Source organism: Nocardia sp. NPDC056100 (assembly GCF_042266325.1).
Taxonomy (GTDB): domain Bacteria; phylum Actinomycetota; class Actinomycetes; order Mycobacteriales; family Mycobacteriaceae; genus Nocardia.
In genome coordinates this window covers 548,344-568,901 of sequence record NZ_JBHJVY010000004.1, presented here as the reverse complement: position 1 = coordinate 568,901, position 20,558 = coordinate 548,344, and the positions used below count along the sequence as shown (strand labels likewise).

Below are 20,558 nucleotides of genomic sequence, written 5' to 3'. Positions count from 1 at the left end.
GCAGTGGGCGAAGCACCGGACGATGGTTTTGCTTTGCTGCGGGTCGTAGCGGACTCCGAGTGACGGGTTGTGGTGCTGTCCGTCGGCCTCGTGGACCGGGCACAGGAACAATGTCCACCGTGCCCGGTCCCGGCCCGGACCCATTGAGGCGGTTAGGGCAGCGGTGATCAGCTGCCACGAACGCCCCCGAGCCGGATCGTGATCCATACTGATCAGCGCTCCCGCTGGATATGACCACGAGCGCGGATCCGGCGCGGTTGCGCCAGTTCCTTGGCTTGGCGCAGGCTGCGGTGTTGCACGTCGTCCAAGCCGCTGTCACAACCGTGGGCACCGCAGACCTCGATGTTGTCCAAGAACCGATCCGTGGTGCTGGACCCCCGTCGAACGGCCTCGTAAGCGCTCATGAGGTAGCCCCATTGGTCGGCATGGGGGCCGGAACTCCACTGACCATGGATCTCACGGGCCTTGCTGAAGCACTCCCCGATCTCGTCTAAAGTCACTCCGGTCTGATAGACGCGTGCATGTAGCGATGCCTGCTCTCGGAACGCCTCGCGCATGGCTTCTTCGTGCTCGAATTCCATGGTGATCACCGCTCCCGCTGGATCGGTCCGCGCCGGCGGGGCCGCTGCGGCTCGGTCAGCTCGCGAGCCTGGTAGAGGCTGCGGCGCTGCACCTCGTCCAGGCCGCCGTCCCAACCCTGTGTCAGGTTGTGTTCGACGTTGTCTACGAATCGGGCCATGGTGTCGGGGCGGTCGTTCCAGTCGGAGTAGGCATCGGTGAGAAACTGCCATTGATCACCGTGCGGTCCGGCCTTCCACCGGTCGTCAATCTGGCCGACCTTGTCGTAGATCTGATCGATCTGTTCCTCGGTCACTCCAGGCCGATAGCCGGACTGCTGCAAAGCGGTGCGTTCGCGGAAGTCGCCGCGCATGGCTTCTTCGTGTTCGGATTCCATGACTCATCGCTCTCTCTGGATCGAGTTCGAGCGCTGGGACAAGCGTTTCGCGGTCATCGCGATCCGCTCATCATCGAGTTCTCTGGCCTGAATGAGGCTTCGCTGACTCAGCTCGGTGATCCCGTACTCGTTGAAGACATCGGGGCTCGCCTCGATCGATGTGCGGGCATGCTGCATCGCTTCGGGGTAGTCCCTGCGATCGGCGTAGGCCGCTCGCAAAAATTCCCACTCCTCCGAGTAAGGGCCCGATTGCCATCGACGGTCGTATTCAGCTACGCGACTGTCGATTTCAGCCAGTTGGTCGAGGGCTGTATTGCGGTGCAACGGTTTCCAGTACTCGCGGGTGCGAGCGGCGAAGTCGGCCCGCATGGCTTCCTCGTGTTCGGGTTCCATGGGTTCACCGCTCCCGTCGAATCGGCAGCTGCTCGGTACGGGATTGGGCGCGGAGCAGGGAGCGTTCCTCGCGAACGATGTTCTCGGCCTGGTCGATGCTGCGGCGCTGCACCGCGCTGATTCCGAATTCGGTGTACTTGTCCGGGTTGGCGCGCACATCGTCGGCGAATTTGCCCATGTCCTGAGGCAGGTCTCGCCAGTCCTTGTAGACGGCGCACAGGAAATCCCATTCGCGCCCGTACGGTCCGTGGGACCAGCGGTCATCGTATTCGCCTACAGCCCTATAGATTTCATCGCTCTCAGTGCTGGTGGTGTCCGGTCGCACCGCTTTCCAGCTCAGGGTTATGCAGTCGTGGAAGTCCGCGCGCATGGCTTCTTCGTGTTCGCTGTGCATGATCACCGCTCCCTCTGGATCGAAGGCTTCGGCTTGACCCAGCCTTCGCCACCTAAGGGCACTTCCCTGCGGTCATAGCCACCGTTGGTAGACCTGTCCCGGTCGGCGCGCTCACTGCGGATTTTGGTGACAGCCTCGTCGCGTTCGCCGCGGTAGCGGTCGCGCTCTGCGCGGGCAACCTCAAGTTCCGATCGCAGATCGCGCATGTCCTTGTTGGTGGTGAGCTGGGTGTTCTTCAACGTCTCCAGCTCGGCGCGCACCGAGTCGAGTTCCTTCTTGTGGTTGTCACGGTCGCTGGTGACCGCGTCCAGCCCGCGCTGGAGCATCAGCACCCGGCGTTCCAGATTCTCGGAACTGGTTGCCGGGGTGGGCTTTTCGTTGGTTCTCTCCTGGTCGGGAGGTTGGGCCTGTTCGGGGTTCACCTCGCGGTTCCAGCCGTCGACGCTGCCATCGATCTCGACCTGGTTGCCCTCGGCGACATAGAACGGGTTGCGGCGTCCGGCCTCGCGGGCCCGCACAGCGAGTGTCGTCCCGGCCGCCCAGGTGTTGAGCCGCACCGCGTCGCGGGTCCAGGCGGCGGCGTCGGCTTCGGTGGCAAAGTAGGCACGCATCCCCTGCTGGGTTCCGTCGGGAGAGCTGGCGGTCAAGGTCACCTGGCAGCGGGAATTGGTCTCGGCGTTGGCGAATTCCCGCCGGATCTCCTCGGTGGTCATCCCCGCGTGCTTGGCTCGCTCGGCCGCTTGGCGGCGCGCGACCTCACCGTAGGGGTCGGGGCTGCGGCCATTGGCCTGATCACGCAGCCACGTGTACTGCACGTGCCGAATGTCCTGCACCGCGTTGGCTTGGGCGACGTCGCGATCGATGGCGGCGTCTTGCCGAAGGTGCGATTGCGGCTGCGCCGCACTGGTATTCGGCTGATCCTGTTGCGGGGTCGGAGTCGATGCGGTGGGCTGCTGCACGGTCATCGACGCGACGTCGCGGTTCAGTTCCTGCACGCGGCCAGTGACCCACTGTTCGGACTCGACCGCGGCGGCGCGGGCGTCGCGCTGTTCACGCTGATTCATCGGGGTGAAGACAGCGTCGAAGGTGGGGTTCATCCTGTAGGGCTGGCGGGCGGCCCGGTCCAGGGCCATCACGACCTGCCCGCGCCGCTCGATCCCCAGAGCCGACGAGCCCAGACCTTCCTCGATCCGCAGCCGCATCGCGTCCAGGCGTTCGGTGTCGGCGGCGGCGTCGCGGTCGGTGTAGAACGGGTCGTTCTCGCGGCGGTACCGAGCAACCGCGTGCTCGTCGCGATAGTCGGCGACGCGTTTGGTGTAGTAGGCGGCGTGGACCCGCTCGGCACCGACCTGAGCAGCGATCGTCTCCGCCAGCTCGCGGCGCTGCTTGCGGGTCAGTTTGGGCGCGCGGCCGTCGGCACCGCGGAGGGTCCGCAGCCATTGCCCGGCGACGTTGAGGACGTCACGGAAGGTTTTGCCGGTTTCTTGGGCGATCTCGTCGATTTCGGACATGAGGTGATGAATTCCTTTCGGGAATAGGGGTTTTGGACTATCGGGTGCGTTTGATCGGAGGGTGCTGCGCGGCGAAGCGAAAGCTGTTGGTAATAAGGAAAACTCGGGGACACCGCGCTAGATCAGTGCGCAAATGGGGCCCAAGAACCGCGCCAGGGGCGCATATCGGGTCCGGCCATTCGGCGGCGGGTCAGTGGCGGTTCAGATTGGGCGGGCAATCGACCAGGTGAGTCAGTGGTTGTTGCGGTGGACACGGACAGCGCGGCGCTCGGTGAATGCGGCGAGCGCGAGCGATGGGGACGGACGGCGAGCGGCGTTCCAGTTCAGGTAGGCCAGCCACCCCAAGCCGTAGAGAATCGCGGGCGCGCCGACTTCGGCGGGCTGTCCCCATGCCGCTATCGCGGCGAGACCGACCACAACGAAGGAACCGGCCGCGCTCGCACGCCAGATCTGGCCGCGGGTATAGGGATTCGCGGTCGGTGCGGGGCGGGGTTCGACCGGTGCGGCAGTCGTGGACTGCTGCGGCGTCGTGGTCACCGGGACTGGCTGTGTGGTCGGCCCGGCTGGTCGTGGTTGGTCAGCTTCGTCGACGGTTTCGGTGAGGAAGTCGGCGATCTCATCGGCCAGCAACTCGGCCTGTACGAAGATCTCGTCGGGATTGATTCCCGTTCCGGGCTGTTCATCGCCGTGGTCGTCATCGTGTTCGTGGTCGTCATCGTGGTCACGGAAGACGCGCATAATCGTTGTGCTCCAATCAGTTTCGCGCGCTGTCAGTTGGGGGTTATGCGGCGGCAGGGGCTGGACCCGTACCGCCTGCGGCGGGCGAGCTGACAGCGGCTTCGGGGTCGGCATGGGTGCCCGGCAGGACGGTGAGTTCGTTGCGGTCCAGGGGCACAATGTGGCCGTAGTAGGCGTATCCGCCTTTGACGAACACGAAGTCGCCGGTGTCGAACTGGCGGATTCGGTCGGGGTCGGCGAGCCATTTCTCGCCCACGGAGACCTGGCCTTCGTCGCCGTGGCGCTGGCCTTTGATCAGGTGCCGGGTGGGCAGCATGACGGGGATCGAGCCGAAGTGTTTGCAGAGTTCTCCAGCGTTTTCCATGTAGCCGAGCAGGACTCCGCCGGCGCAGGTTTTCAGGAATCGGTTCAGTGCCCATTGGTCGGCGGCGATGGATTCGGGGGCCTGGCCGCAGAACACGCCTGCGACTCCTTGGGAGCGGCCTCGTTCGGCGACGTCTTCGATCGGGATCGATCCCTTCTTTGTGGTCAGTGCGGAGAGTTCGTCGAGGAACAGGATCACGCTGCGCCGCAGGGCTTTCACGGTGCGTCCGGCCCGTTGCATCAGCAGCCGCAGGACGGCCGAGATCTGGGCGCGGGCGGCGTCTTTGTCCAGGGCGGGGACGGTGACGAACAGGAAGTCGAGGTCGTTGATGTCGCGGCCGCCGTCGAAGATCACGTTCCCGTTGTGGTCTTTGAGCTGTTCGATCAGGTTGGTGCACTTGATCAGTGCGTCGTCGATCTGCGGGACCTTCTCCGCCTGCAATGCCTCAACCTGCCGCACGACATCGGGGGCGTGGTTCCAGATCTCCTTGAGTTTGTCCCCGTCCAGCCGTTCCAGGAACTCGGTGCTGGAGCGTGGGGGCCCGATCGGGGCGTCGACCACGAGATAGGCGATGCGGGTGCGCATTTCCTCGAAGTGCTGACCTTCGGCGGTGGCGGCGTCGCCTGTGTCGATCAGGGCGGCGACGATGGCACGCAGGTCGCGGGCGGGGGTGTTGGTCCAGATATCGAGGCGATCCATCCCGGGTGCGACCACGGCGATGCGTTCGGGGTCGATGCCTTGTGCCTGGACCGCGGCGCGCATCTCCTTGCCGAAGGCGATGTCGTCCTCTCCGCCCTTGCACGACAAGATGGCCAGCAGTGGCCGTAGATGCTTGCCTGCCATGGCCGGTACTCCGGCCCAGCGTTGCCAGGCACGCCATTCGTAGTCGAACAGGGCGATCGAATACCGTTTGATCAGTTCGGTTTTGCCGCTGCCGGTCATGCCCAGCAGCACCTGCTGCATACGGGAGTGCTTGTGCGCGATCGCAAACCATGGCTGGTAGCGCTTGTTCCAGGTCCGCCACAGCCCCGGGGCCTTGTAGCTGACCTTGTCGGACAGGGTGCCGAGCACGATGTCGCGTCCGTGGTGCAGCGGGGCTCCCCGCTGTGCGGCGCGGGTGGCGGCGCGGCGGCGACGCTCGGTCAGCGAGTCCTGGATACGTTTGGTGGTCCGCAGCGATTTGACACCGACCGTGTCGGTCTTGATCAGGAAGTGTGCCCACCACAGCGACGCGGCCAGCATGGTCGCGGGGAGCCCGAGAACCAGCATCATCGACAGTCCGCCGAGATGCCCTGCCGCTAGCTGCTCGGCCCCCTCCCACAGCAGGCTCAGGGGCGTCGACCAGGACCCGCCCGCGGCGGCCGACGCCAGTGGCAGCACCCACGCAGCAGCGGCAAAGTTGCGCAGCCGGTGCGGCTCCAGGGGCTTGGTCGCGGCGACAGCCACGATCAGCACGAGCATCGCGGTCAGCACTGCCCCGCAGACCAGCGCGGTCTCGGCGACATCGCCGACGTATCCGATGCCCTGGCTGTGGTGGACCACAGGATCGGTCACGTCTCGCACGACCGACGGGGTGCCGGGCGGGGCTTCGGCAGGGAGCGGCGGGAACGTGCTCGGTGCGGGCGGGGGGTCGGTCGTCGGCGGGATCGCTGTGGCGGGGCCGCAGTCGATGGGGGTGATCAGCGGGACGCAGTCGCTGCCGTTCATGATGGCTCCTAGGAGTGTTCGAAGATGGTGCGGCGCTGACGTTTTGCCTCGCGCTCGGTTTCACGGATGGTGTTGCGACGCTGGTGGAAAGCCGTCCACTGCTTGTCGATGTCTTGGATTTGCAGATCCAGCGGCAGCGCCTTCAGCTCGGCGGGAAGCCGCTGGGAGGCGTTTTCGACGTTGTCTTTGACCGCTTTGGTGCGGCACAGGTACAGCAGGCCGACCATGCGGTAGGCGCTGGCGTCGCGGGCGGCGCGGATCGCGCCCTGCAGGGCGGTGTCCATGTGGGTGGTGTCTTTGAGGCTGAGTTCGACCTCCAGGGCCCACCAGCCGTAGGTGCCGCGCACCACTCCGAGGAACCGGCCGTCGTGGACGTGGGGGCGGCCCGCCATCGGCTCCAGCCCGCTGGAGAACTCCAACACCGGTGTGGCGCGGCGTTTCTCGGCGGCGACGCGCGCGACGCGGGTGGCCTCCTGACGCAGGGTTCGTTCGGAGATGAACGCGTGCGGGTCGTTGCCGACGAGCATGATCCGGGCTTGGGCAACGGCGCGGTAGTGCTCGGCGAACATCAGTGGCGGGGACCAGTCCTTGGTGCGCCACCCCAGGTACCGGTATTCGACCTTCGGCGGTGCATAGGCCCACGCCCGGCCACGCTGGACCTTCTTCAGCTCACAGAGCAGACCCTTCGCGATCAGTTCTCGCAGCAGCGCGTATGCGGAGGACTCCAGCACGTTGAGGTAGTCGGCGAGCACATCGACCTGCATTCCGCGCATGTGCACGATCGCCGACAGCACCTGATCTTGACGGGCAGTCACCGTGCCGCGTCGCCGCTGCGGCAGTACCCGGCCCAGTGACCCAGCTGGCACGCCGAGTTCGGCGGCAATCTCCTTGGTGCGGAACCCTTGCTCTCGCAATGTTTCTGCTTCACCGAGCACGGTTTCGACCTGCCGTAGCGAGATCCCGAGCAACGCGCGGATCTGGGTGTAGGTCAGTCCCGCGTCACGGAGCCCGCCGATGATCTGGGTGCGGTGGCGACGTTCCAGGGCGGTGTAACGGTCGGTGTTGACGGCGGTCATCGGCTACGCCTCCTGTCCTGGTCGACAGATGTTGTTGGGGCCGTGGGGGTTCGGCGAGTAGCGAGATCGCGGCGGGCTTGTACGGCCAGCTGGGCGGCGTCGCGGATCTCGCGGGGCCGCACCCCGCATTTGGGGCAACGCCGCGACGCCCCGCCCTCGCGTTTGAGCTGGCGTTCCCGAGCACGGGTGCCCTCCCAGGTGCGGGCCAGCTGCCAGCTGATTCCGTTGTCGCGCAGCACTTCCAACAGCCGCGCACCGCGTCCGGCACGGTGTTCGGCCAATCGGTTGTCCAGATCGGACGTCCAGCCGGTGTAGTGGCGGGCGTGCCGGTAGGGGCGATCGAAATGCAGGAGATAGACCGTGCCCGGCGGCTTGCGGCGGCTCATCGTGACCTCGCGATCTGCCGCGAATGACGCACCGCGCGGCGGTTCGCGAGATCGGTTCGGGCCTGTACCGCCACCGCGGCCATCGCGGTGATCTCGGTCGTGCCCGATTCGGCGGTCCCCGGCTTCCCCGCATCGTGGGTGCGGACGTAGGCGCGGTCGCGATCCACCAGCCGGGTATTGATCCCGAGCCGTTGGGCAATCTGGTCGTTGGTCAGCCCACGCGCGGTCAGCTCGACCACTTGCTCGCGCCGTTCTTCCCGCGCCGATGCTGGAGTCCAGCGCGCCCGCATCGGGCGGGCGTTGGGGTCGTCGATCGCGTGTTCGTCCCACTCGATCGGCAGCGGCCACCCGCGACGCTCCCCCAGCGCCCGTGCCTGCGCTGACGGGCCCGGTACCAGTTGCAACCGGTCGAACAGGGCTTTGACCGCCCGCTCACGCTCAGCCGCGATCTCCTGTGTGACCCGGCCGTCGCTGTCGGCACGCTGGCCCATCAACGAGCGGATGGTGCGGTTGCCGCGCGCGGTGCCCAGCTCCCGCGCAAGCTGCGCCGCTGGATACCCCGAGGCCACTAGAGCTTGAAAGCGCCGGCGTGCTCCGAGTATCGGCACCAGCGCGGTGTCGGTGGTGACCTCGGCCGCGCGTTCTGGCACCGGCACCGTCAGCACGGCTGCCTCCACCCACGCCGCGACCTTCTTGTCCGGGCCCGCGGCCATGATCTGGGACAGGGCAGCCTGGCTGACGCCGGACAGTTTGGCCAGCTGATTCGCGTTCACTCCGGCCGCGCTCATCGCCTCCACGTGCGCGCGTACCGCGTCCGCCGGAACCCTGGGATTCCAACGCCCGTAGGCGATCTGGCGTCGTCGGTGCGCGGAGTAGTGGGTCGAGCACATCCCCCGGCTTGCAGCCTGGTCCGTTCCGCATGCGCAGCTCACCGCGATCGCCTCCGATCACGTTCGGTCGACGGGCGCGCGGCACGGCGGCGGGCGGCCAGATCAGCGCGGGCCTTGTCGATCAGCTCCCGCATGTCCGTGGCATCGATGCCGCGGCGCTCGCACGCATCGGCGGAGCGCACCCAACGGGCGATCCGCAGCGACTCCAGCTGAGCCTCGCTGCGCTCCTGCTTGGGCACCGCATTCGCTTCGTCGTACAGGTACGCCTGGAGCTGCCCGAACCGTCGGCTGGTACCCAGCACCTGCGCTTGTGCCTCGGCTCCGGGGCGTTGACGCTGTTCCGCCAGTTGGCGTTCGGTGCGCAGATGCTTGGGTGCCATCCGCCAGGGGAAGGTCGGTATCCCGTAGCGAGTGCCTTCGGGATCCAGGAATCGGGCACTCATAGCGATCGCCGCCGATCACGCTCGACAGGCTTGGCCGCCGCGTGCCGGATCGCCAGATCAGCGCGAGCCTTGGCGATCAGTTCCTGCATCGCAGGGTCGTGGGCGAATCCCTGATCGATAACTTCGCGAGTCTTGGCAGCGGATTCACTGCCCCATTTCGCCTCGTGATAGGCGTCCCTGGCGGCGAAGTACTCGGCCAGAACGGGCCCTTTGAACTCTTTCCAGTGGGCCTGTTTGGCTTGCTCTGCGTCGTCGTCGCGGTAACCCTTGCGCGCGGTCGCATCGCATGCGGCATTCACCATGTCGGACAGGACATCGTTCACAGTGCTGAGACGATCGCGCTCGGCACGCAGCGCCTCCAGATTCTCGGGTTCCCTTCTCCCGGTGCTCATTTGGGCTCCGGGAAGTTCTCGACGGCGAACCCACCCTTGGGGCGCTGCAACTTCGACACTCGCTTGCCGCGCCGCCACAGATTCCAGGCGAACACGATCAACCCGATCTGGTCACGATCGCTGGTGCGGACACGGCTGGTACGGATCGAATCCAGGCGCTCACGCAACGCCAGGATCGGCGAGTCCGCCGCGAGTCCGGCACCGGTATCCCACAGGCGCACGAACTCCGCGGCCGCGCTCGGGTCGATCTCGGCGAGCCGGATTGCGACCGCGCACGCAACCGCGGGACGGGCTTTCAGGCGGCGCGCGACATTGGTGTACTGGTCGGCGATCGCCACCAATTCCGGGTAGGCAGTGGCGAATTCGACCACTTTGGTCGTGGATGCGCTCGTGCCCCGCGCGGCTTCGCCGAAGAGGTTGCCCTCCATCCACATCATGTAGACCCGTAGCGCGGCGGCAACCAACGTCATGTTGTGACTGGTGATCCCAGAAATCGTCAGCTGATCACTTGGGGTGCGTCGCGCGCCCTGGTCCATGGTGACCTGGGTGGTCGCGGACAACCCGCGCACGATCAGCATCGGGAAACTCATGCCCGTGGTGCGGGCGATCGCCTGCAACCGATGCTGACCGTCCAGGAGTTCGCCGTCGGGCCCGAACTTGATCGCCTCTCCGTTGAATTGCCAACGGCCGGAGATCATGTCGTCGTAGTACTGCTGCACCCGCGACTGGCGGATCGGGCGGTTGTTGGGGTTACGTTCGAGCCAGCCTCGTGCGATCGCGGAATCCACGTCCATGATCTGTGAGACCACCGAAGTTCCGGGCTGGTCAGGGTCGACAAGATGCATCGCTCATCCCTCCTCGGGATGCTCGGAAAGATGGGGAAGACGGTCGATGACCGATTGCAGGGCCGCCTGCGCCCTCAGAAGATCACTCAAAAAACGGTGAGCGAGTTGGTCGGCGTGCTGGTCGAACCGGTCGTCGGCAGCCAGCCGCGCCAGCGCATCGGCCTTCTTGAGCAGATCTGAACGGGCGGTATCGAATGCCTCGGTGATCGGTCGACGCCGACGGGTCACCGCCGCATCGATGGAAGGATCCGGGGTGTCGATCAGGTCGACCGATGGAAGCGGCTCATGCTCTGCGGGTTTGGGCTGGTACTGCTTGCCGTCTAAACCGACTACTGAGTCAGGTGGACAATTTTGTCCACCTTCAGCCAGGGTGTTCTGGACGGTTCCCTTGCTCAGCCCGGTAGCAGCGGCGATGGCCCGGGTGCTCATTCCGATCACCCGCAGCGAGGCAACAACTTCCGAGCGTTCCTCCCGCGGGATGCCGATCCGTGCCCGGTCGAACTCCTTGGCGCAGTACTCATCCCACGACGCGTAGTCGAGTGCGACCCACGCACGAGAGAGATACGCTCGCTCGATCAGCGTCCAGGCATCCGAAACATGCTGCTGGATCTGGTCGGTCAGCTCGCGCGCTGCCTCGGCGGTCAGTGCCGAATCTGGCTGCGGCACTTCAGCAGTGACATCAACGCTCATCGTGATCGCCTCCGATCACGCCCGACCGGAACCGCTGCCGCTAACGCCTCCAACGACTTCAGCGTGGGCTCCGTGTTCGACCGCGCCGAATTCCCACGACGCAATGCGAGCTGCGGATGATTCGCGGCGTGGATTTGGTTGGACCGGTCCTGTCCCGACGTCGATTGCGGGTGGGGTTCGATTTGCGCGGGCTGCGACTCGCGATTGAGTGCGTCTCCCAGAGCACCAAGCAGTTCGAAGACCCGTGCTTCCCGCTCGGCAAGAGTTCGGCGCAGCCGCTCGTTCTCAGCTTCCAGTACGGCCCTGGAACCCAGAAGTGTTATCCACTTCATCGCGCCACCCCCGCCAAGGTTGGTACGACGGCGCTCACGTGCACGCAATCGATCCTCGAAACCTCGTCCGCGCGGCACACGTTCGGTGACGGGGTCGATACGGAATGGCCCTGACCGAGCATTAGCCCAGCCACCACACCCGCCCCGAAAATCACTCCGGCAGCGGCGCATACCAGCCGCAAGCGCAGAGACGACCCATACATCTCTGGATCGCCCACACGCCTCGCGTCGTACTCACGACCCGACAGCACAGACATCCCCGCCTGATAGCGGGCAAAATCATGAGCATTCACCGCCGCCACCCCCGCCGCGAAGCCGAACGGATAAACCAGCGCAGCCCGAAAACGATCGCTGCTGCACCGATCAGCACGCTCAAGATGAACTGCGGCGCACTTAATACCGCGAAGACCGATGCGACGATGACGACCAAAAGCATTGTCAGGCGGTTCATCCCTGCTCACCGTCCTCGTCATCGAGATCGATGTAGAGGTGGCTGAGCGGCGCACTGGCTTTGCCCAAATCACTTGCGACGGTTCCTATGTCACCGCAGGCGCGCAGCAGCCAGTCAGCGACAGCGGAAGCCGCGCTGACAGCTCGGTCATGGTCATTGCGATCGCCGTCGTGCATTAGGCCCTGGTGGCCCATGAGTCGGACGGCCCAGCTCTCGACCTGTGCAAGAACCTGCGCGGCGCTGTGCGCGGAAGCCCGCAGGTTGTTGACCATCAGGTAGACATCGGAAGGCGCGTTCTCCGTGGGGGAGCTGTCTAGAGTGGCGTGCGCCAGGAATCGCCACAGGTCGCTAATCGCAGCCGAAGCGGACACGACCGAATCGGCCGTATATGGGCCGACCAGGGGCCACAACAGCTGGATCGCATCGGCACGGTCGATCTTGCGGGGGTCACTCATGACGCCACCGCCGCGCCGTCGCCCGAAGCGAACTTGGCGAGCGCCTCATTCAGGTCAGCTTGCAAACCGACGGCATCGGCATACGGCACATGTACGTGCACGTCGTTTCCGAAGTGCACGATCACAACCTGCTCGCCGTCATCGAATCGTCGGTAGAAGGCCGATGCCTTGCCGACGGTCACCAGCGCCGCGTCTTCAGGCACTGTCTCAATCAGGTATTCCAGGAAACTCTTCGAACGGGGCATTGCCTCGACTCCTTAGGAACCAACGAGTGAAAACTGTTGGTACTCAGGAAAACTCGAAGGCAGTGCCTAAGATCAGTGCGCAAATGGGGCCGAAAGAACGCAACGGGGGCGCATAACAGTCCCAGCCGTCCGCAGCTCGTCCGCAGCGTTATCGAACACACCCAACAACCGACAACGCGACCAATACCCAAAGGAGCAGGTCACGGCGGACGGCCAACGAATTCAACTACCGTCCAAAACGGTCAAACCGCCCTAGATCCTCGTTCGCATCGAGAAGGTCAGGGGTTCGATTCCCCTTAGCTCCACAACCGGTCGAAAGCCCGTGATCTCCTCGGAGATCACGGGCTTTCGTCGTTTCGGCTATCACGGCGACTTGGACTCTGCCCCACCCCAATTCGCGGGTCTCCCCACGCGTCCCCGAGGTTAGCGAAATAGGTGTATTCCACATAGCCGAGCTCGCCGAGGAGACCACATGCACGCTCGTCCACTGAGTCCGCTGCTCAATGCCGGCAGTTCCGCCCTCACCAGCGCCAGCGCCAACCACCGCGAGGGCTAGACCGCCGGCTCGAGGTCGGCGGCCCGATACTGACGAAAGTAGTTTGGGCTCAGTTGGTTTCGGCCGGTACCGCGGTGGCGTGATTCGATTCCCAGAGTTCGATGGCGGGGCCGAATTCGGTGAGGAATGCGGTGACGTGGGGGGTGGTGCCGTGGTCGTCGAGGGCTTGGCGGGTGGTCCAGTGTTCGAAGCAGTGGAACAGGGTGGGGTCGTCGAGGTCGCGGTAGAACTCGTAGGTGTGGCAGCCGGGTTCGGTTTTGGTGGCGGCGGCCAGGGCGGGCATGGCCGCGGCGGCGCGGTCGGCGACGTCGGCGGCGACCTTGAGACGGATGAAGGCGGTATGCATCGTTGGATCAGCCCTTCGTGATTCGCGATGCGAAGTGCATCGCCCTGATTCAGCCCAATCGTCGGCCCTCGGTGGGATTACCGGCACGGCCCGTCCCGGTCTCCAGGATGTTCCGGCGCAAAACGACGCTCAGGTCGGTGACACCTCCGCAACAGAAACCGATTCCCTTGCACCGGAAGCATGTTGGTCGGATCGACGCGGATGTGACGCGCGGCTGAATAGGGTTGCCGCAGCGACCGGAGTCGGGTGGGTGGCGTTGTTCACCGCCTGACGTGGTGTTCCGATGCGGATGGCATCCCGCGAAATCATTCGGGCATTGTCGATGCCTACCTGTTCCCAGGTGTGTTCGTCATGTCGCCGATCGACCGAAATCCCGGTCGCCACTTCACAATTCCCATTCTGGAGGCGGTTATGGCGTTCATTCGCACATTGCGGGCGGCAAGTGATTCGGATCCCGGCGATCGATCAGGGCTCGCGAATGTATGGCAGAGGTGGTCGGGGCGGCGGAAGGTGGCCGCGGGATTCGTCAGTTTGGCGGTGGGCGCAGGGGCGGTGGCAGGCCTCGGTGCGGTTGGGCCGACGGCTGTGTCGGGGTGTATCGCGTCGGGTACGGAGGCGGATATCAATGCCGCGCTGGTCGGCAGCGGCGCCAAGGCGGTGCTCTGTCCCAATGCCGTATTCGCTCTCGCGGCGCCGGTTGTGTTCACCGCGCCCGGTCAGGAGGTATCGACGCAGGGCTATCCGACCGATCAGACGCGGGCCGTGCTGCTTGTCAGTGGTGAAAACCAGACGTCCGCCGTCAATGGTGTCGGAGAGAGCGGCATTGTGCTGCGCAATGTGCAGGTCGATGGAAACCGCCCGGCATTGGGCGGTTTGCAGGGAGATGCGCTCATCGAGTTGGGTGGGGCCGGTGCGGACCAGACGGTGCGTGAGATTGTCGCCCGCGAGCCCCGAAGCTGGTCCGCTCTGCATGTTTTCGAGGGCGCCGTCACCGATAACGTGCCGCAGTGTCAACGAGCGACCATCGTGGACAACCAGATTGGGCCATCGGGCCACGATGACGGAAGCTGGGCGGATGGGATCTCGCTGGCCTGCGGTTCGAGCCTGGTTCAGGGCAATACCGTGACCGACGCGACCGACGGCGCCATCGTCATTTTCGGGGCTCCCGGATCGACGATCCAGCACAACACGATCGTCGCGGTGGACCGGCAACTGTTGGGGGGCATCAATATGGTGGACTTCGCCCCGGTAGGCGGCAATTACACCGGAACCATCGTCCGGGACAACGTAATCGATGCCAGGAGCGACTTCATCAAGGTCGGGATCGCGATGGGTCCCGCGATCTGGAGTTGCACGGCGGGAATCAACCACGGCGCCACCGTGACGGGTAATACGTTGCAGGGCTTGAACATCGGCTACGGCTACGCGATCAACGGCGTCACGAATTGGACCGTTTCCGGCAACCTGGACAACGCGCGACATGTCGGCGCCCCCGGTCTCGGCTGCGGCGGTTTGCCGTCGGCGCCGGTCGGCTTCCAGGTTCAGTCGGCGACCGCGAGCACACTCCAGCCGGAGTTCCAGAGCGCGCAGCTACAGCACCTACTCGGTGTTTCCGAGTCGCCGATCCTGCGGGTGGTCCCTACCTCGCCGGCCGGGTGCGGAACCATGCGCCTTGGCGACGGTCTCTACCCGGGCCAGTCGCTGACCTCGTGCGACGGCCGCTTCACGCTCATCTTCCAAGCTGACGGAAATCTCGTGCTGCTGAAATCCGGTGTCCCGCTGTGGGCTGCCGCGACCGACGGCCGAGGCGCCGCGGTCGCCATCTTTCAGAAGGATGGCAATCTGGTGATCTACAGCTCGGCGGGCACAGTGCTCTGGGCCACCGGCACGAACCCCGGCGGCTCGACCCTGGTGGTGCAGAACGACGGCAACGTCGTGGTCTATTCGGCGGGCGATCAGCCGTTGTGGTCGACGAAAACGGCCGGTCGCTGAGTCCACTGCGCACCGGGGACACCGGCTATCCGGCGACTCAGGCGGCCGCGCGGGTGCGCTCGGCCATTTTGCCGATCAGCCGGTGGCCGAGAGCCAGGGCGGGTTTCTCGATCTTGTGATATGTCAGTGCGGCAATGGCGATCGAGCCGAGGACCCAGGTGATCCAGGTGAGTAGCGCCGCGGGTATGCCGATGACCGATACCGGCCATTTGGGTAGGAAGTTGATCGCGAGAGCGTGCACCAGATAGAGCGAGTAGCTGATCCGCCCCAGGAATAGCAATGGCCGCGGGAAGGAGCGGCGGCGCAGCAGTAGCGCGACGGCGAACAGCAGGTAGGCAGCTCCCAATGTGCATGCCTTGTTATTCCAGGGGACGGGATGCCGCAGGAGCTCGAGCCCGACGATCACGCCTCCGGCGAGCACGAACACCGCCCAGCCGAGTGCGGCGCTGATCTCGTCCGCTGTCATCCGGTAGAGCACGGTGCCGACGAACATCGTCGCGAAGATGGTGGCGGAGTATCCCGACGGGCCAGGTTGGTTGAGCAGCAACGGGATTGCGATCGACGCGAGTACAACCGCGGCGACGGCCGAGCCCTTGGTGGCGGCCCGCTGCGCGACGCATACGGCAACCAGCACCGTGACGATGGCGACCGTGAGGCGCGTGGTGAGGGTCGCGTCGGAGCCACCGATCATCGAACTCGGCAGGAACAATTCGGCCAGCGGGATGGAACCGATCGCGAGAACGGCGAGCGGCACCGAGCGACGGTTCAGTCCGGCGACGAACAGCAGCGACACGATCATGTAGAAGACCAGCTCGTAGGAGAGAGTCCACGCGACGACCAGCATCTGCGAATACCCTCCGACCAGGAAGAAATGCGCCATGGAGAAGTTCGTGAGAATGTTCGCCGCGGGGTCGGCCAGAAACCCCGGCGGCCCGCCGTAGGCGCGCACGGCATGCAGGATCAGCGCCACGATCAGGCAGATCCAGAACAGCGGGTACAGCCGGAAGAACCGGCCCACCCAGAACGCGCCCAGCGACCGCCCGCGCTCCAATGACGCGGGAATGATGAACCCGCTGGTGATGAAGAAGACGAAGACACCGAAGACGCCGGCGCCGAAGTAGGTGATCGAGAATCGTTCATAGGCCGGTGATACCTGCACCGAGCAGTGCTCGATCACCACCGCCAACGCTGCCACGCCTCGAAGCGCGTCCAGGAATTCGAACCGGCCGCCCCGAGTGCGCACCTTTCCTTCGACCGGATTGACCGGACTGGTGACACGCTTATCCGATGTGGTCACATCGTCCCCCCGAAAATCGAACAAAGATCGATCGAAACATAGCCAGGGGTCGTGACCGGCGTCGAATCGTGGTGGCGCGGAGACTCGTTCGGACCGCCGCCGCGAGTAGAGCGAGATCGGCTCAGAAAATGATCTCGAACGGCGTTCTCTCACAGCAGCGTACGAAAATCATTCTCGAGCAATGTCTTTCACGAGCTCACCGGACTTCCACACCCGAGTGATATGCCGCGGGTCGGCGAGTGCGCCGATATCGGTGAGCGGATCGATATCCAGGGTGAGGATGTCGGCGTCGTACCCGGCCCGCAGTTGCCCGGAGAGTGGCGCCTGCGGGCCGAGGGTGAGCGGGGCTGTCGCGGTGGCGGCCTCGATGGCTTGGGCGGGGGTGAGGCCGGTGCGGACCATCAGTTCGAGTTCGATACCGTTGCGGCCCCAGCCATTCGGGGTGTCGATGCCGGAGAGCGCGATATCGGTGCCGCAGGCGATGGTGACGCCGTGCTGGTGCGCCAGGGCGATCGCCTCGGCGTGCCGGTCGCGGCTGGCGCGGAGTTTCGCGAGGGCGTAGGGCGGCACCGAGTCGGGGGTGGCGAGGAGTTCGGAGAGGATGGTCAGGGTGGGCACGAGGATGGCGCCGGCTTCCTTCATCGCCGCGCAGGCTTCGTCGTCGAGGTAGGTGCCGTGCTCGATGGTGAGCACGCCCGCCTCCAGCGCCGCCATGATCGCGGGTTTGCCGTGGCAATGTGCCGCCACCGCGCGTTCGGCCAGTCCGGCGACTTCGACGATGGTGCGTAATTCGGCGGTGGTGAACTGCTGGTGCATCGGGTGATCGACTTCGGAGAACGCACCGCCCGAGGCGCACACCTTGATGAGTTTCGCGTTGCGCCGCAACTGTTCTCGTACCGCGCGCATGCATTCGGCGGTGCCGTCGCACAGCCGCAGTTCGCCGCCATGATGGCCGAAATGCGAGACCCAGTCCAGCGGTAGCGCGTGCAGATCGCCGTGCCCGCCGGTGGTGGAGAGGATGGCTCCCGCCGCGTAGATGGCGGGACCGGGCAGCGTGCCCTCCGCGATGATCGGCGCGAGATGGATTCCGACGCCGCCGACCTCGCGCACGGAGGTGAATCCCGCGTCGAGTGCGGCGCGCAGATCGGCGGTGGCGCGGGCGGTGCGGACCGCGAGCGGTTCCATGGGTAGCTTCGCGAGATCCATTGCGGTGATACCGAGAAAGTGCCCGTGGCAGTCCCACATACCGGGCATGACCGTGCGCGCGGTGATCGTCGTCGCCCCCGGGGTGGGCGGCGCGTCGGCAGCGGGTCCGGCGTAGCCGATGGTTGACCCGGAGGTGATGACGACTCCGCCGGGGATGGCCGGACCGCTGCCGGGGATCAGGGTGCCTGCGTCGATTCGGTAGGTGGTCATGGTGTCCCCAGGATGACGCATGACGGTCGGTATGCCGCGAAAATCAGGCACCTGTCGCACGGGTTCCCGCGAGATTTAGGTTTTCTATAAGTTAACCAAATCGCTTGATACAAGGTCCCGCGAGAAGGATAACTCACGATTCAGATCTTTAGAGCGGCGAATATGAGCAGATGCCGCATCCGTTCACAAGATAACGATGAATTAGCTTAGCTGCACCCAGTTTTCGTGGAGTGCACACCCGGGTCTCGGGTCCGCACTCCAGCCCACACGACCGGACGACTAGCGGTAGGGCCGGTCGCCCAGAATGGCGGCGCGCTCCATTACCCGCCGATTCGGGAAGTAGTCGTTGACCGCGTAATGCTGCGTGGCCCTGTTGTCCCAGAACGCGATAGACCCTGCGGCCCAATGGAATCGGACCTGGTACTCGGGAATCCGGGCCTGCTGGAACAACTGTCGCAGCAGTTCCTCCCCCTCGGCCGCGTCCAGTCCGACGATATGGGTGGTGAACACCGCGTTCACGAACAGCGTCTTGCGCCCGGTCTGCGGGTGCGTGCGCACCACCGGGTGTGCGACGGGCGGGAATTCGGCTTGGCGGCGGGCGAGTTCGTCGGCCGAGAGGAACTGCCCGAACGGCAGTGTGAAGTCGTGGATCGCGTCCAGCCCGTCGATCCGCGCCTTGAGCTCATCGGACAGATTGTCATAGGCCGCGGCCATATCCGCGAACATGGTGTCACCACCGGCCGCGGGCACCTCCAGCGCGCGCAGCACGGATCCGAGCGCGGGCCGCTCGCGCCAGGTGACATCGGTATGCCAGGCGTTCTCGACGCCCGGGTTCTCCGCATCCTTGGCGAAGCGGACGATCTCGGGCACCTCGCCCTGCGGCAGGAAGGGGTGGATCTCCAGCTCACCCCACAGTCGCGCGAAATCGCGATGCTGTGTGCCGGTGAGGTTTTGGTCGCGGAAGAACAGCACCTTCCATTCCAGCAGCGCGCGATCGAGTTCGGCGAACAGTTCCGGGGTGACGGGCTCGCGCAGGTCGATGCCGGAGATCTCCGCGCCGATCAGATTGGTCTGCGGGGTAAGCGTGAACAACTCGTACGGCGCGCTCTCCGCACCGCCGGGCAGTCGATGCAGCGTGCGCGGCCCGGCGGCCAGGGAGCGGCCGGTCAACATCTCGCCGAGGGTGGCGTAGGCGGCAGTCATGGTGGATCCTTATTCCGTTGGGTGACTTCAGTTTCGGGGTGGCCACGGGGCTGTGAGGATGGCGGTGGCGGCGTCGACCAGCACGTCGAGTCCGAGATCGCTGAGATGTTCGGGCGGCTCGGGCTCCTGCAACCGCCGTTCCCGATCCGCCAGCGCGGTGACCACGAGCATGGCGACCAATCGCATGCGCTCGTCGAAGATCTCGCGCGCCAGGCCGTCGAATTTGCCCGCGAGCGCCGCGACCACGAGCCGCACGCTCTCGGCCTCGGGTCGCCGCATGGTGTTGATGACCGGATCGAACTGTGGCCGCCACAGGGTTTCGGCGATGAAGCGCAGATACCAGCTGGGTTCACCCGCGCGCTCGGGATCGTGCAGGGTGGCGGCCAGCGGTTCGACCAGCGCCCGCACCAGTTCGGTGACCGTTCCCGTCTCCCCGAGCGCGGCCAGGCGCGCCAGCCGTTGCGCGTTCACGGTGGTCATGCGCCACACGTACACGGCTTCGACCAGCGCGTCCTTACTGCCGTAGTGGTACGCGACGGCCGAGGTATTGCGCTGTCCTGCGGCGACGGCGATCTGCCGCAGCGATACCGACTCGATGCCGAATTCGGCGAAGAGCCGTTCCGCCGCGGCGAGGATCTGGTCTTTTGCCGCCATGCCCCCAAGTTAACGCAGTTGCGTTAATCCACACCCCAATTGATTCACCCGGATCTTTATTCACCGCGAGGCCGACGCGCCGGTGTTGTGATCTTGTCGCCGGACAGCCTGACTCGGCTCTTCGATGCGGCATCATTCGCGAGGTGAATCGCTTTCAGCCGCTTCCCGATCCCCGCCCGGACGATGCTCCTTGGCCGGACATGATCTGGCCGGTGCCGGAAGGCACCGAACTGGTGGGAGATGTCGTGCGATTGACGCCGGTGAACCCGGCCACCGATGCCGCGGAACTGTTCGCCGCACTGGATCACGATGCGGTATGGGCGCATGTCCCGGGCCGTCCCGCCGACGCCGCCGAGTTCGAAGACACACTGCGCCAGCGTGATTCGGTACCGAGCTGGCAGGTGTGGACCGTGCGCGCCGAGCGGCCGATCGGCGATCTGCCCGCCGGAGCGGCCCTGGGTGTGACGTCCTATCTGGACGCGCATCAGCACGATGCCTGGCTGGAAATCGGATTCACCGTGTACACACCGTCGGTGTGGGGCACCGCGGTCAACCCGGCCGCCAAACTACTGCTCCTCGACTACGCCTTCGGCACCCTCCACACCGGGCGGGTCCAACTCAAAACCGATGTCCGCAACCACCGCTCGCAACAGGCGATAGCCCGCCTCGGCGCGAGTTACGAAGGGACACTTCGCCGTCAGTTCCGCCGCGGCGACGGCAGCGTCCGCGATACGGCCATGTTCTCGATCATCGCCGAGGACTGGCCGGATGTCCGCGAACGCCTCACCGCCCGACTGCCGAGCGAATCACCCACCGCGCGTAGCTGA

At 65.3% G+C, this 20,558-nt stretch carries 24 protein-coding genes and 1 tRNA gene; 3 read left to right on the top strand and 22 right to left on the bottom strand.

The window, feature by feature from the left end:
* Positions 1-212 precede the first annotated feature (212 nt).
* The 17 genes from ACFC0O_RS33000 to ACFC0O_RS32920 form a co-directional block, all read right to left on the bottom strand.
* Positions 213-581 carry a hypothetical protein gene (locus ACFC0O_RS33000; protein ID WP_375964884.1) on the bottom strand — a complete coding sequence of 123 codons (369 nt, stop codon included), beginning with the start codon at positions 579-581 and terminating at the stop codon, positions 213-215.
* A gap of 5 nt (positions 582-586) precedes the next feature.
* Complete coding sequence (locus tag ACFC0O_RS32995; RefSeq protein ID WP_375964882.1) at positions 587-955, bottom strand: hypothetical protein; 369 nt, start codon at positions 953-955, stop codon at positions 587-589.
* A gap of 3 nt (positions 956-958) precedes the next feature.
* A complete protein-coding gene (locus tag ACFC0O_RS32990; RefSeq protein WP_375964879.1) occupies positions 959-1,348 on the bottom strand; it encodes a hypothetical protein in 390 nt (129 codons plus the stop codon).
* A gap of 4 nt (positions 1,349-1,352) precedes the next feature.
* Positions 1,353-1,742 carry a hypothetical protein gene (locus ACFC0O_RS32985; RefSeq protein ID WP_375964877.1) on the bottom strand — a complete coding sequence of 130 codons (390 nt, stop codon included), beginning with the start codon at positions 1,740-1,742 and terminating at the stop codon, positions 1,353-1,355.
* A gap of 2 nt (positions 1,743-1,744) precedes the next feature.
* Complete coding sequence (locus ACFC0O_RS32980; RefSeq protein WP_375964875.1) at positions 1,745-3,253, bottom strand: hypothetical protein; 1,509 nt, start codon at positions 3,251-3,253, stop codon at positions 1,745-1,747.
* Positions 3,254-3,484: 231 nt separating this feature from the next.
* Complete coding sequence (locus ACFC0O_RS32975) at positions 3,485-3,991, bottom strand: hypothetical protein (RefSeq protein ID WP_375964872.1); 507 nt, start codon at positions 3,989-3,991, stop codon at positions 3,485-3,487.
* A gap of 43 nt (positions 3,992-4,034) precedes the next feature.
* The gene (locus tag ACFC0O_RS32970; protein ID WP_375964869.1) at positions 4,035-6,062 is read right to left on the bottom strand and encodes a hypothetical protein; all 2,028 of its coding nucleotides are present in this window, start codon (positions 6,060-6,062) and stop codon (positions 4,035-4,037) included.
* An 8-nt stretch (positions 6,063-6,070) separates the two neighbouring features.
* Positions 6,071-7,138, bottom strand: coding sequence for a hypothetical protein (locus ACFC0O_RS32965; RefSeq protein ID WP_375964866.1), 1,068 nt, complete (start codon positions 7,136-7,138; stop codon positions 6,071-6,073).
* Positions 7,135-7,524: a hypothetical protein gene (locus ACFC0O_RS32960; protein ID WP_375964864.1), complete on the bottom strand. Its 390-nt coding sequence runs from the start codon at positions 7,522-7,524 to the stop codon at positions 7,135-7,137. Before ACFC0O_RS32960 ends, ACFC0O_RS32965 begins: the two co-directional genes overlap by 4 nt.
* Positions 7,521-8,312 (bottom strand): helix-turn-helix domain-containing protein, encoded by a 792-nt coding sequence (locus ACFC0O_RS32955; RefSeq protein ID WP_375964861.1) that lies wholly within the window; start codon positions 8,310-8,312, stop codon positions 7,521-7,523. The genes ACFC0O_RS32960 and ACFC0O_RS32955 overlap by 4 nt, the downstream gene beginning before the upstream one ends.
* A 140-nt stretch (positions 8,313-8,452) precedes the next feature.
* Positions 8,453-8,857, bottom strand: a complete 405-nt coding sequence (locus tag ACFC0O_RS32950) for a hypothetical protein (protein WP_375964858.1) — start codon at positions 8,855-8,857, stop codon at positions 8,453-8,455.
* Entirely contained in the window at positions 8,854-9,249 is a 396-nt protein-coding gene (locus ACFC0O_RS32945; protein WP_375964856.1) for a hypothetical protein, read from the bottom strand. The genes ACFC0O_RS32950 and ACFC0O_RS32945 overlap by 4 nt, the downstream gene beginning before the upstream one ends.
* Positions 9,246-10,094, bottom strand: a complete 849-nt coding sequence (locus tag ACFC0O_RS32940; protein WP_375964853.1) for a hypothetical protein — start codon at positions 10,092-10,094, stop codon at positions 9,246-9,248. Before ACFC0O_RS32940 ends, ACFC0O_RS32945 begins: the two co-directional genes overlap by 4 nt.
* Before the next feature lie 3 nt (positions 10,095-10,097).
* Positions 10,098-10,784 (bottom strand): hypothetical protein, encoded by a 687-nt coding sequence (locus ACFC0O_RS32935; RefSeq protein ID WP_375964850.1) that lies wholly within the window; start codon positions 10,782-10,784, stop codon positions 10,098-10,100.
* A gap of 621 nt (positions 10,785-11,405) precedes the next feature.
* Positions 11,406-11,567 carry a hypothetical protein gene (locus tag ACFC0O_RS32930; RefSeq protein WP_375964847.1) on the bottom strand — a complete coding sequence of 54 codons (162 nt, stop codon included), beginning with the start codon at positions 11,565-11,567 and terminating at the stop codon, positions 11,406-11,408.
* A complete protein-coding gene (locus ACFC0O_RS32925; RefSeq protein ID WP_375964845.1) occupies positions 11,564-12,022 on the bottom strand; it encodes a hypothetical protein in 459 nt (152 codons plus the stop codon). Before ACFC0O_RS32925 ends, ACFC0O_RS32930 begins: the two co-directional genes overlap by 4 nt.
* Positions 12,019-12,267 carry a hypothetical protein gene (locus ACFC0O_RS32920; RefSeq protein WP_375964843.1) on the bottom strand — a complete coding sequence of 83 codons (249 nt, stop codon included), beginning with the start codon at positions 12,265-12,267 and terminating at the stop codon, positions 12,019-12,021. Before ACFC0O_RS32920 ends, ACFC0O_RS32925 begins: the two co-directional genes overlap by 4 nt.
* Before the next feature lie 192 nt (positions 12,268-12,459).
* Here ACFC0O_RS32920 and ACFC0O_RS32915 point away from each other — a divergent pair.
* A tRNA-Ala gene (locus ACFC0O_RS32915) sits at positions 12,460-12,572 on the top strand.
* A 300-nt stretch (positions 12,573-12,872) separates the two neighbouring features.
* Here the strand turns inward: ACFC0O_RS32915 and ACFC0O_RS32910 are convergent.
* Complete coding sequence (locus ACFC0O_RS32910; RefSeq protein ID WP_375964840.1) at positions 12,873-13,169, bottom strand: putative quinol monooxygenase; 297 nt, start codon at positions 13,167-13,169, stop codon at positions 12,873-12,875.
* A 246-nt stretch (positions 13,170-13,415) separates the two neighbouring features.
* Here ACFC0O_RS32910 and ACFC0O_RS32905 point away from each other — a divergent pair, with 246 nt between their 5' ends.
* Positions 13,416-15,161 carry a hypothetical protein gene (locus tag ACFC0O_RS32905; RefSeq protein WP_375964838.1) on the top strand — a complete coding sequence of 582 codons (1,746 nt, stop codon included), beginning with the start codon at positions 13,416-13,418 and terminating at the stop codon, positions 15,159-15,161.
* A 37-nt stretch (positions 15,162-15,198) separates the two neighbouring features.
* Here ACFC0O_RS32905 and ACFC0O_RS32900 read toward each other — a convergent pair whose 3' ends face one another.
* The 4 genes from ACFC0O_RS32900 to ACFC0O_RS32885 all read right to left on the bottom strand — a co-directional run bounded on the left by ACFC0O_RS32900 (position 15,199) and on the right by ACFC0O_RS32885 (position 19,731).
* Positions 15,199-16,458: an acyltransferase family protein gene (locus ACFC0O_RS32900; RefSeq protein WP_375964836.1), complete on the bottom strand. Its 1,260-nt coding sequence runs from the start codon at positions 16,456-16,458 to the stop codon at positions 15,199-15,201.
* A 168-nt stretch (positions 16,459-16,626) separates the two neighbouring features.
* On the bottom strand, positions 16,627-17,874 hold the full coding sequence (locus ACFC0O_RS32895) for an amidohydrolase family protein (protein ID WP_375964833.1): 1,248 nt from the start codon (positions 17,872-17,874) through the stop codon (positions 16,627-16,629).
* Positions 17,875-18,153: 279 nt separating this feature from the next.
* The gene (locus ACFC0O_RS32890) at positions 18,154-19,077 is read right to left on the bottom strand and encodes a TauD/TfdA dioxygenase family protein (RefSeq protein ID WP_375964831.1); all 924 of its coding nucleotides are present in this window, start codon (positions 19,075-19,077) and stop codon (positions 18,154-18,156) included.
* Positions 19,078-19,104: 27 nt separating this feature from the next.
* Entirely contained in the window at positions 19,105-19,731 is a 627-nt protein-coding gene (locus tag ACFC0O_RS32885; protein WP_375964828.1) for a TetR/AcrR family transcriptional regulator, read from the bottom strand.
* A gap of 143 nt (positions 19,732-19,874) precedes the next feature.
* On the opposite strand from ACFC0O_RS32885, the gene ACFC0O_RS32880 reads away from it, so the two are divergent.
* Positions 19,875-20,558 carry a GNAT family N-acetyltransferase gene (locus ACFC0O_RS32880; protein ID WP_375964826.1) on the top strand — a complete coding sequence of 228 codons (684 nt, stop codon included), beginning with the start codon at positions 19,875-19,877 and terminating at the stop codon, positions 20,556-20,558.

Coding starts and splice junctions, on each gene's coding strand:
- ACFC0O_RS32960 (WP_375964864.1), bottom strand. CDS start 7,524: ATGAGCCGCCGCAAGCCGCCGGGCACGGTCTATCTCCTGCATTTCGAT.
- ACFC0O_RS32945 (WP_375964856.1), bottom strand. CDS start 9,249: ATGAGCACCGGGAGAAGGGAACCCGAGAATCTGGAGGCGCTGCGTGCC.
- ACFC0O_RS32890 (WP_375964831.1), bottom strand. CDS start 19,077: ATGACTGCCGCCTACGCCACCCTCGGCGAGATGTTGACCGGCCGCTCC.
- ACFC0O_RS32935 (WP_375964850.1), bottom strand. CDS start 10,784: ATGAGCGTTGATGTCACTGCTGAAGTGCCGCAGCCAGATTCGGCACTG.
- ACFC0O_RS32975 (WP_375964872.1), bottom strand. CDS start 3,991: ATGCGCGTCTTCCGTGACCACGATGACGACCACGAACACGATGACGAC.
- ACFC0O_RS33000 (WP_375964884.1), bottom strand. CDS start 581: ATGGAATTCGAGCACGAAGAAGCCATGCGCGAGGCGTTCCGAGAGCAG.
- ACFC0O_RS32925 (WP_375964845.1), bottom strand. CDS start 12,022: ATGAGTGACCCCCGCAAGATCGACCGTGCCGATGCGATCCAGCTGTTG.
- ACFC0O_RS32955 (WP_375964861.1), bottom strand. CDS start 8,312: ATGAGCGCGGCCGGAGTGAACGCGAATCAGCTGGCCAAACTGTCCGGC.
- ACFC0O_RS32995 (WP_375964882.1), bottom strand. CDS start 955: ATGGAATCCGAACACGAAGAAGCCATGCGCGGCGACTTCCGCGAACGC.
- ACFC0O_RS32895 (WP_375964833.1), bottom strand. CDS start 17,874: ATGACCACCTACCGAATCGACGCAGGCACCCTGATCCCCGGCAGCGGT.
- ACFC0O_RS32930 (WP_375964847.1), bottom strand. CDS start 11,567: ATGAACCGCCTGACAATGCTTTTGGTCGTCATCGTCGCATCGGTCTTC.
- ACFC0O_RS32940 (WP_375964853.1), bottom strand. CDS start 10,094: ATGCATCTTGTCGACCCTGACCAGCCCGGAACTTCGGTGGTCTCACAG.
- ACFC0O_RS32910 (WP_375964840.1), bottom strand. CDS start 13,169: ATGCATACCGCCTTCATCCGTCTCAAGGTCGCCGCCGACGTCGCCGAC.
- ACFC0O_RS32920 (WP_375964843.1), bottom strand. CDS start 12,267: ATGCCCCGTTCGAAGAGTTTCCTGGAATACCTGATTGAGACAGTGCCT.
- ACFC0O_RS32970 (WP_375964869.1), bottom strand. CDS start 6,062: ATGAACGGCAGCGACTGCGTCCCGCTGATCACCCCCATCGACTGCGGC.
- ACFC0O_RS32990 (WP_375964879.1), bottom strand. CDS start 1,348: ATGGAACCCGAACACGAGGAAGCCATGCGGGCCGACTTCGCCGCTCGC.
- ACFC0O_RS32885 (WP_375964828.1), bottom strand. CDS start 19,731: ATGGCGGCAAAAGACCAGATCCTCGCCGCGGCGGAACGGCTCTTCGCC.
- ACFC0O_RS32980 (WP_375964875.1), bottom strand. CDS start 3,253: ATGTCCGAAATCGACGAGATCGCCCAAGAAACCGGCAAAACCTTCCGT.
- ACFC0O_RS32950 (WP_375964858.1), bottom strand. CDS start 8,857: ATGAGTGCCCGATTCCTGGATCCCGAAGGCACTCGCTACGGGATACCG.
- ACFC0O_RS32985 (WP_375964877.1), bottom strand. CDS start 1,742: ATGCACAGCGAACACGAAGAAGCCATGCGCGCGGACTTCCACGACTGC.
- ACFC0O_RS32965 (WP_375964866.1), bottom strand. CDS start 7,138: ATGACCGCCGTCAACACCGACCGTTACACCGCCCTGGAACGTCGCCAC.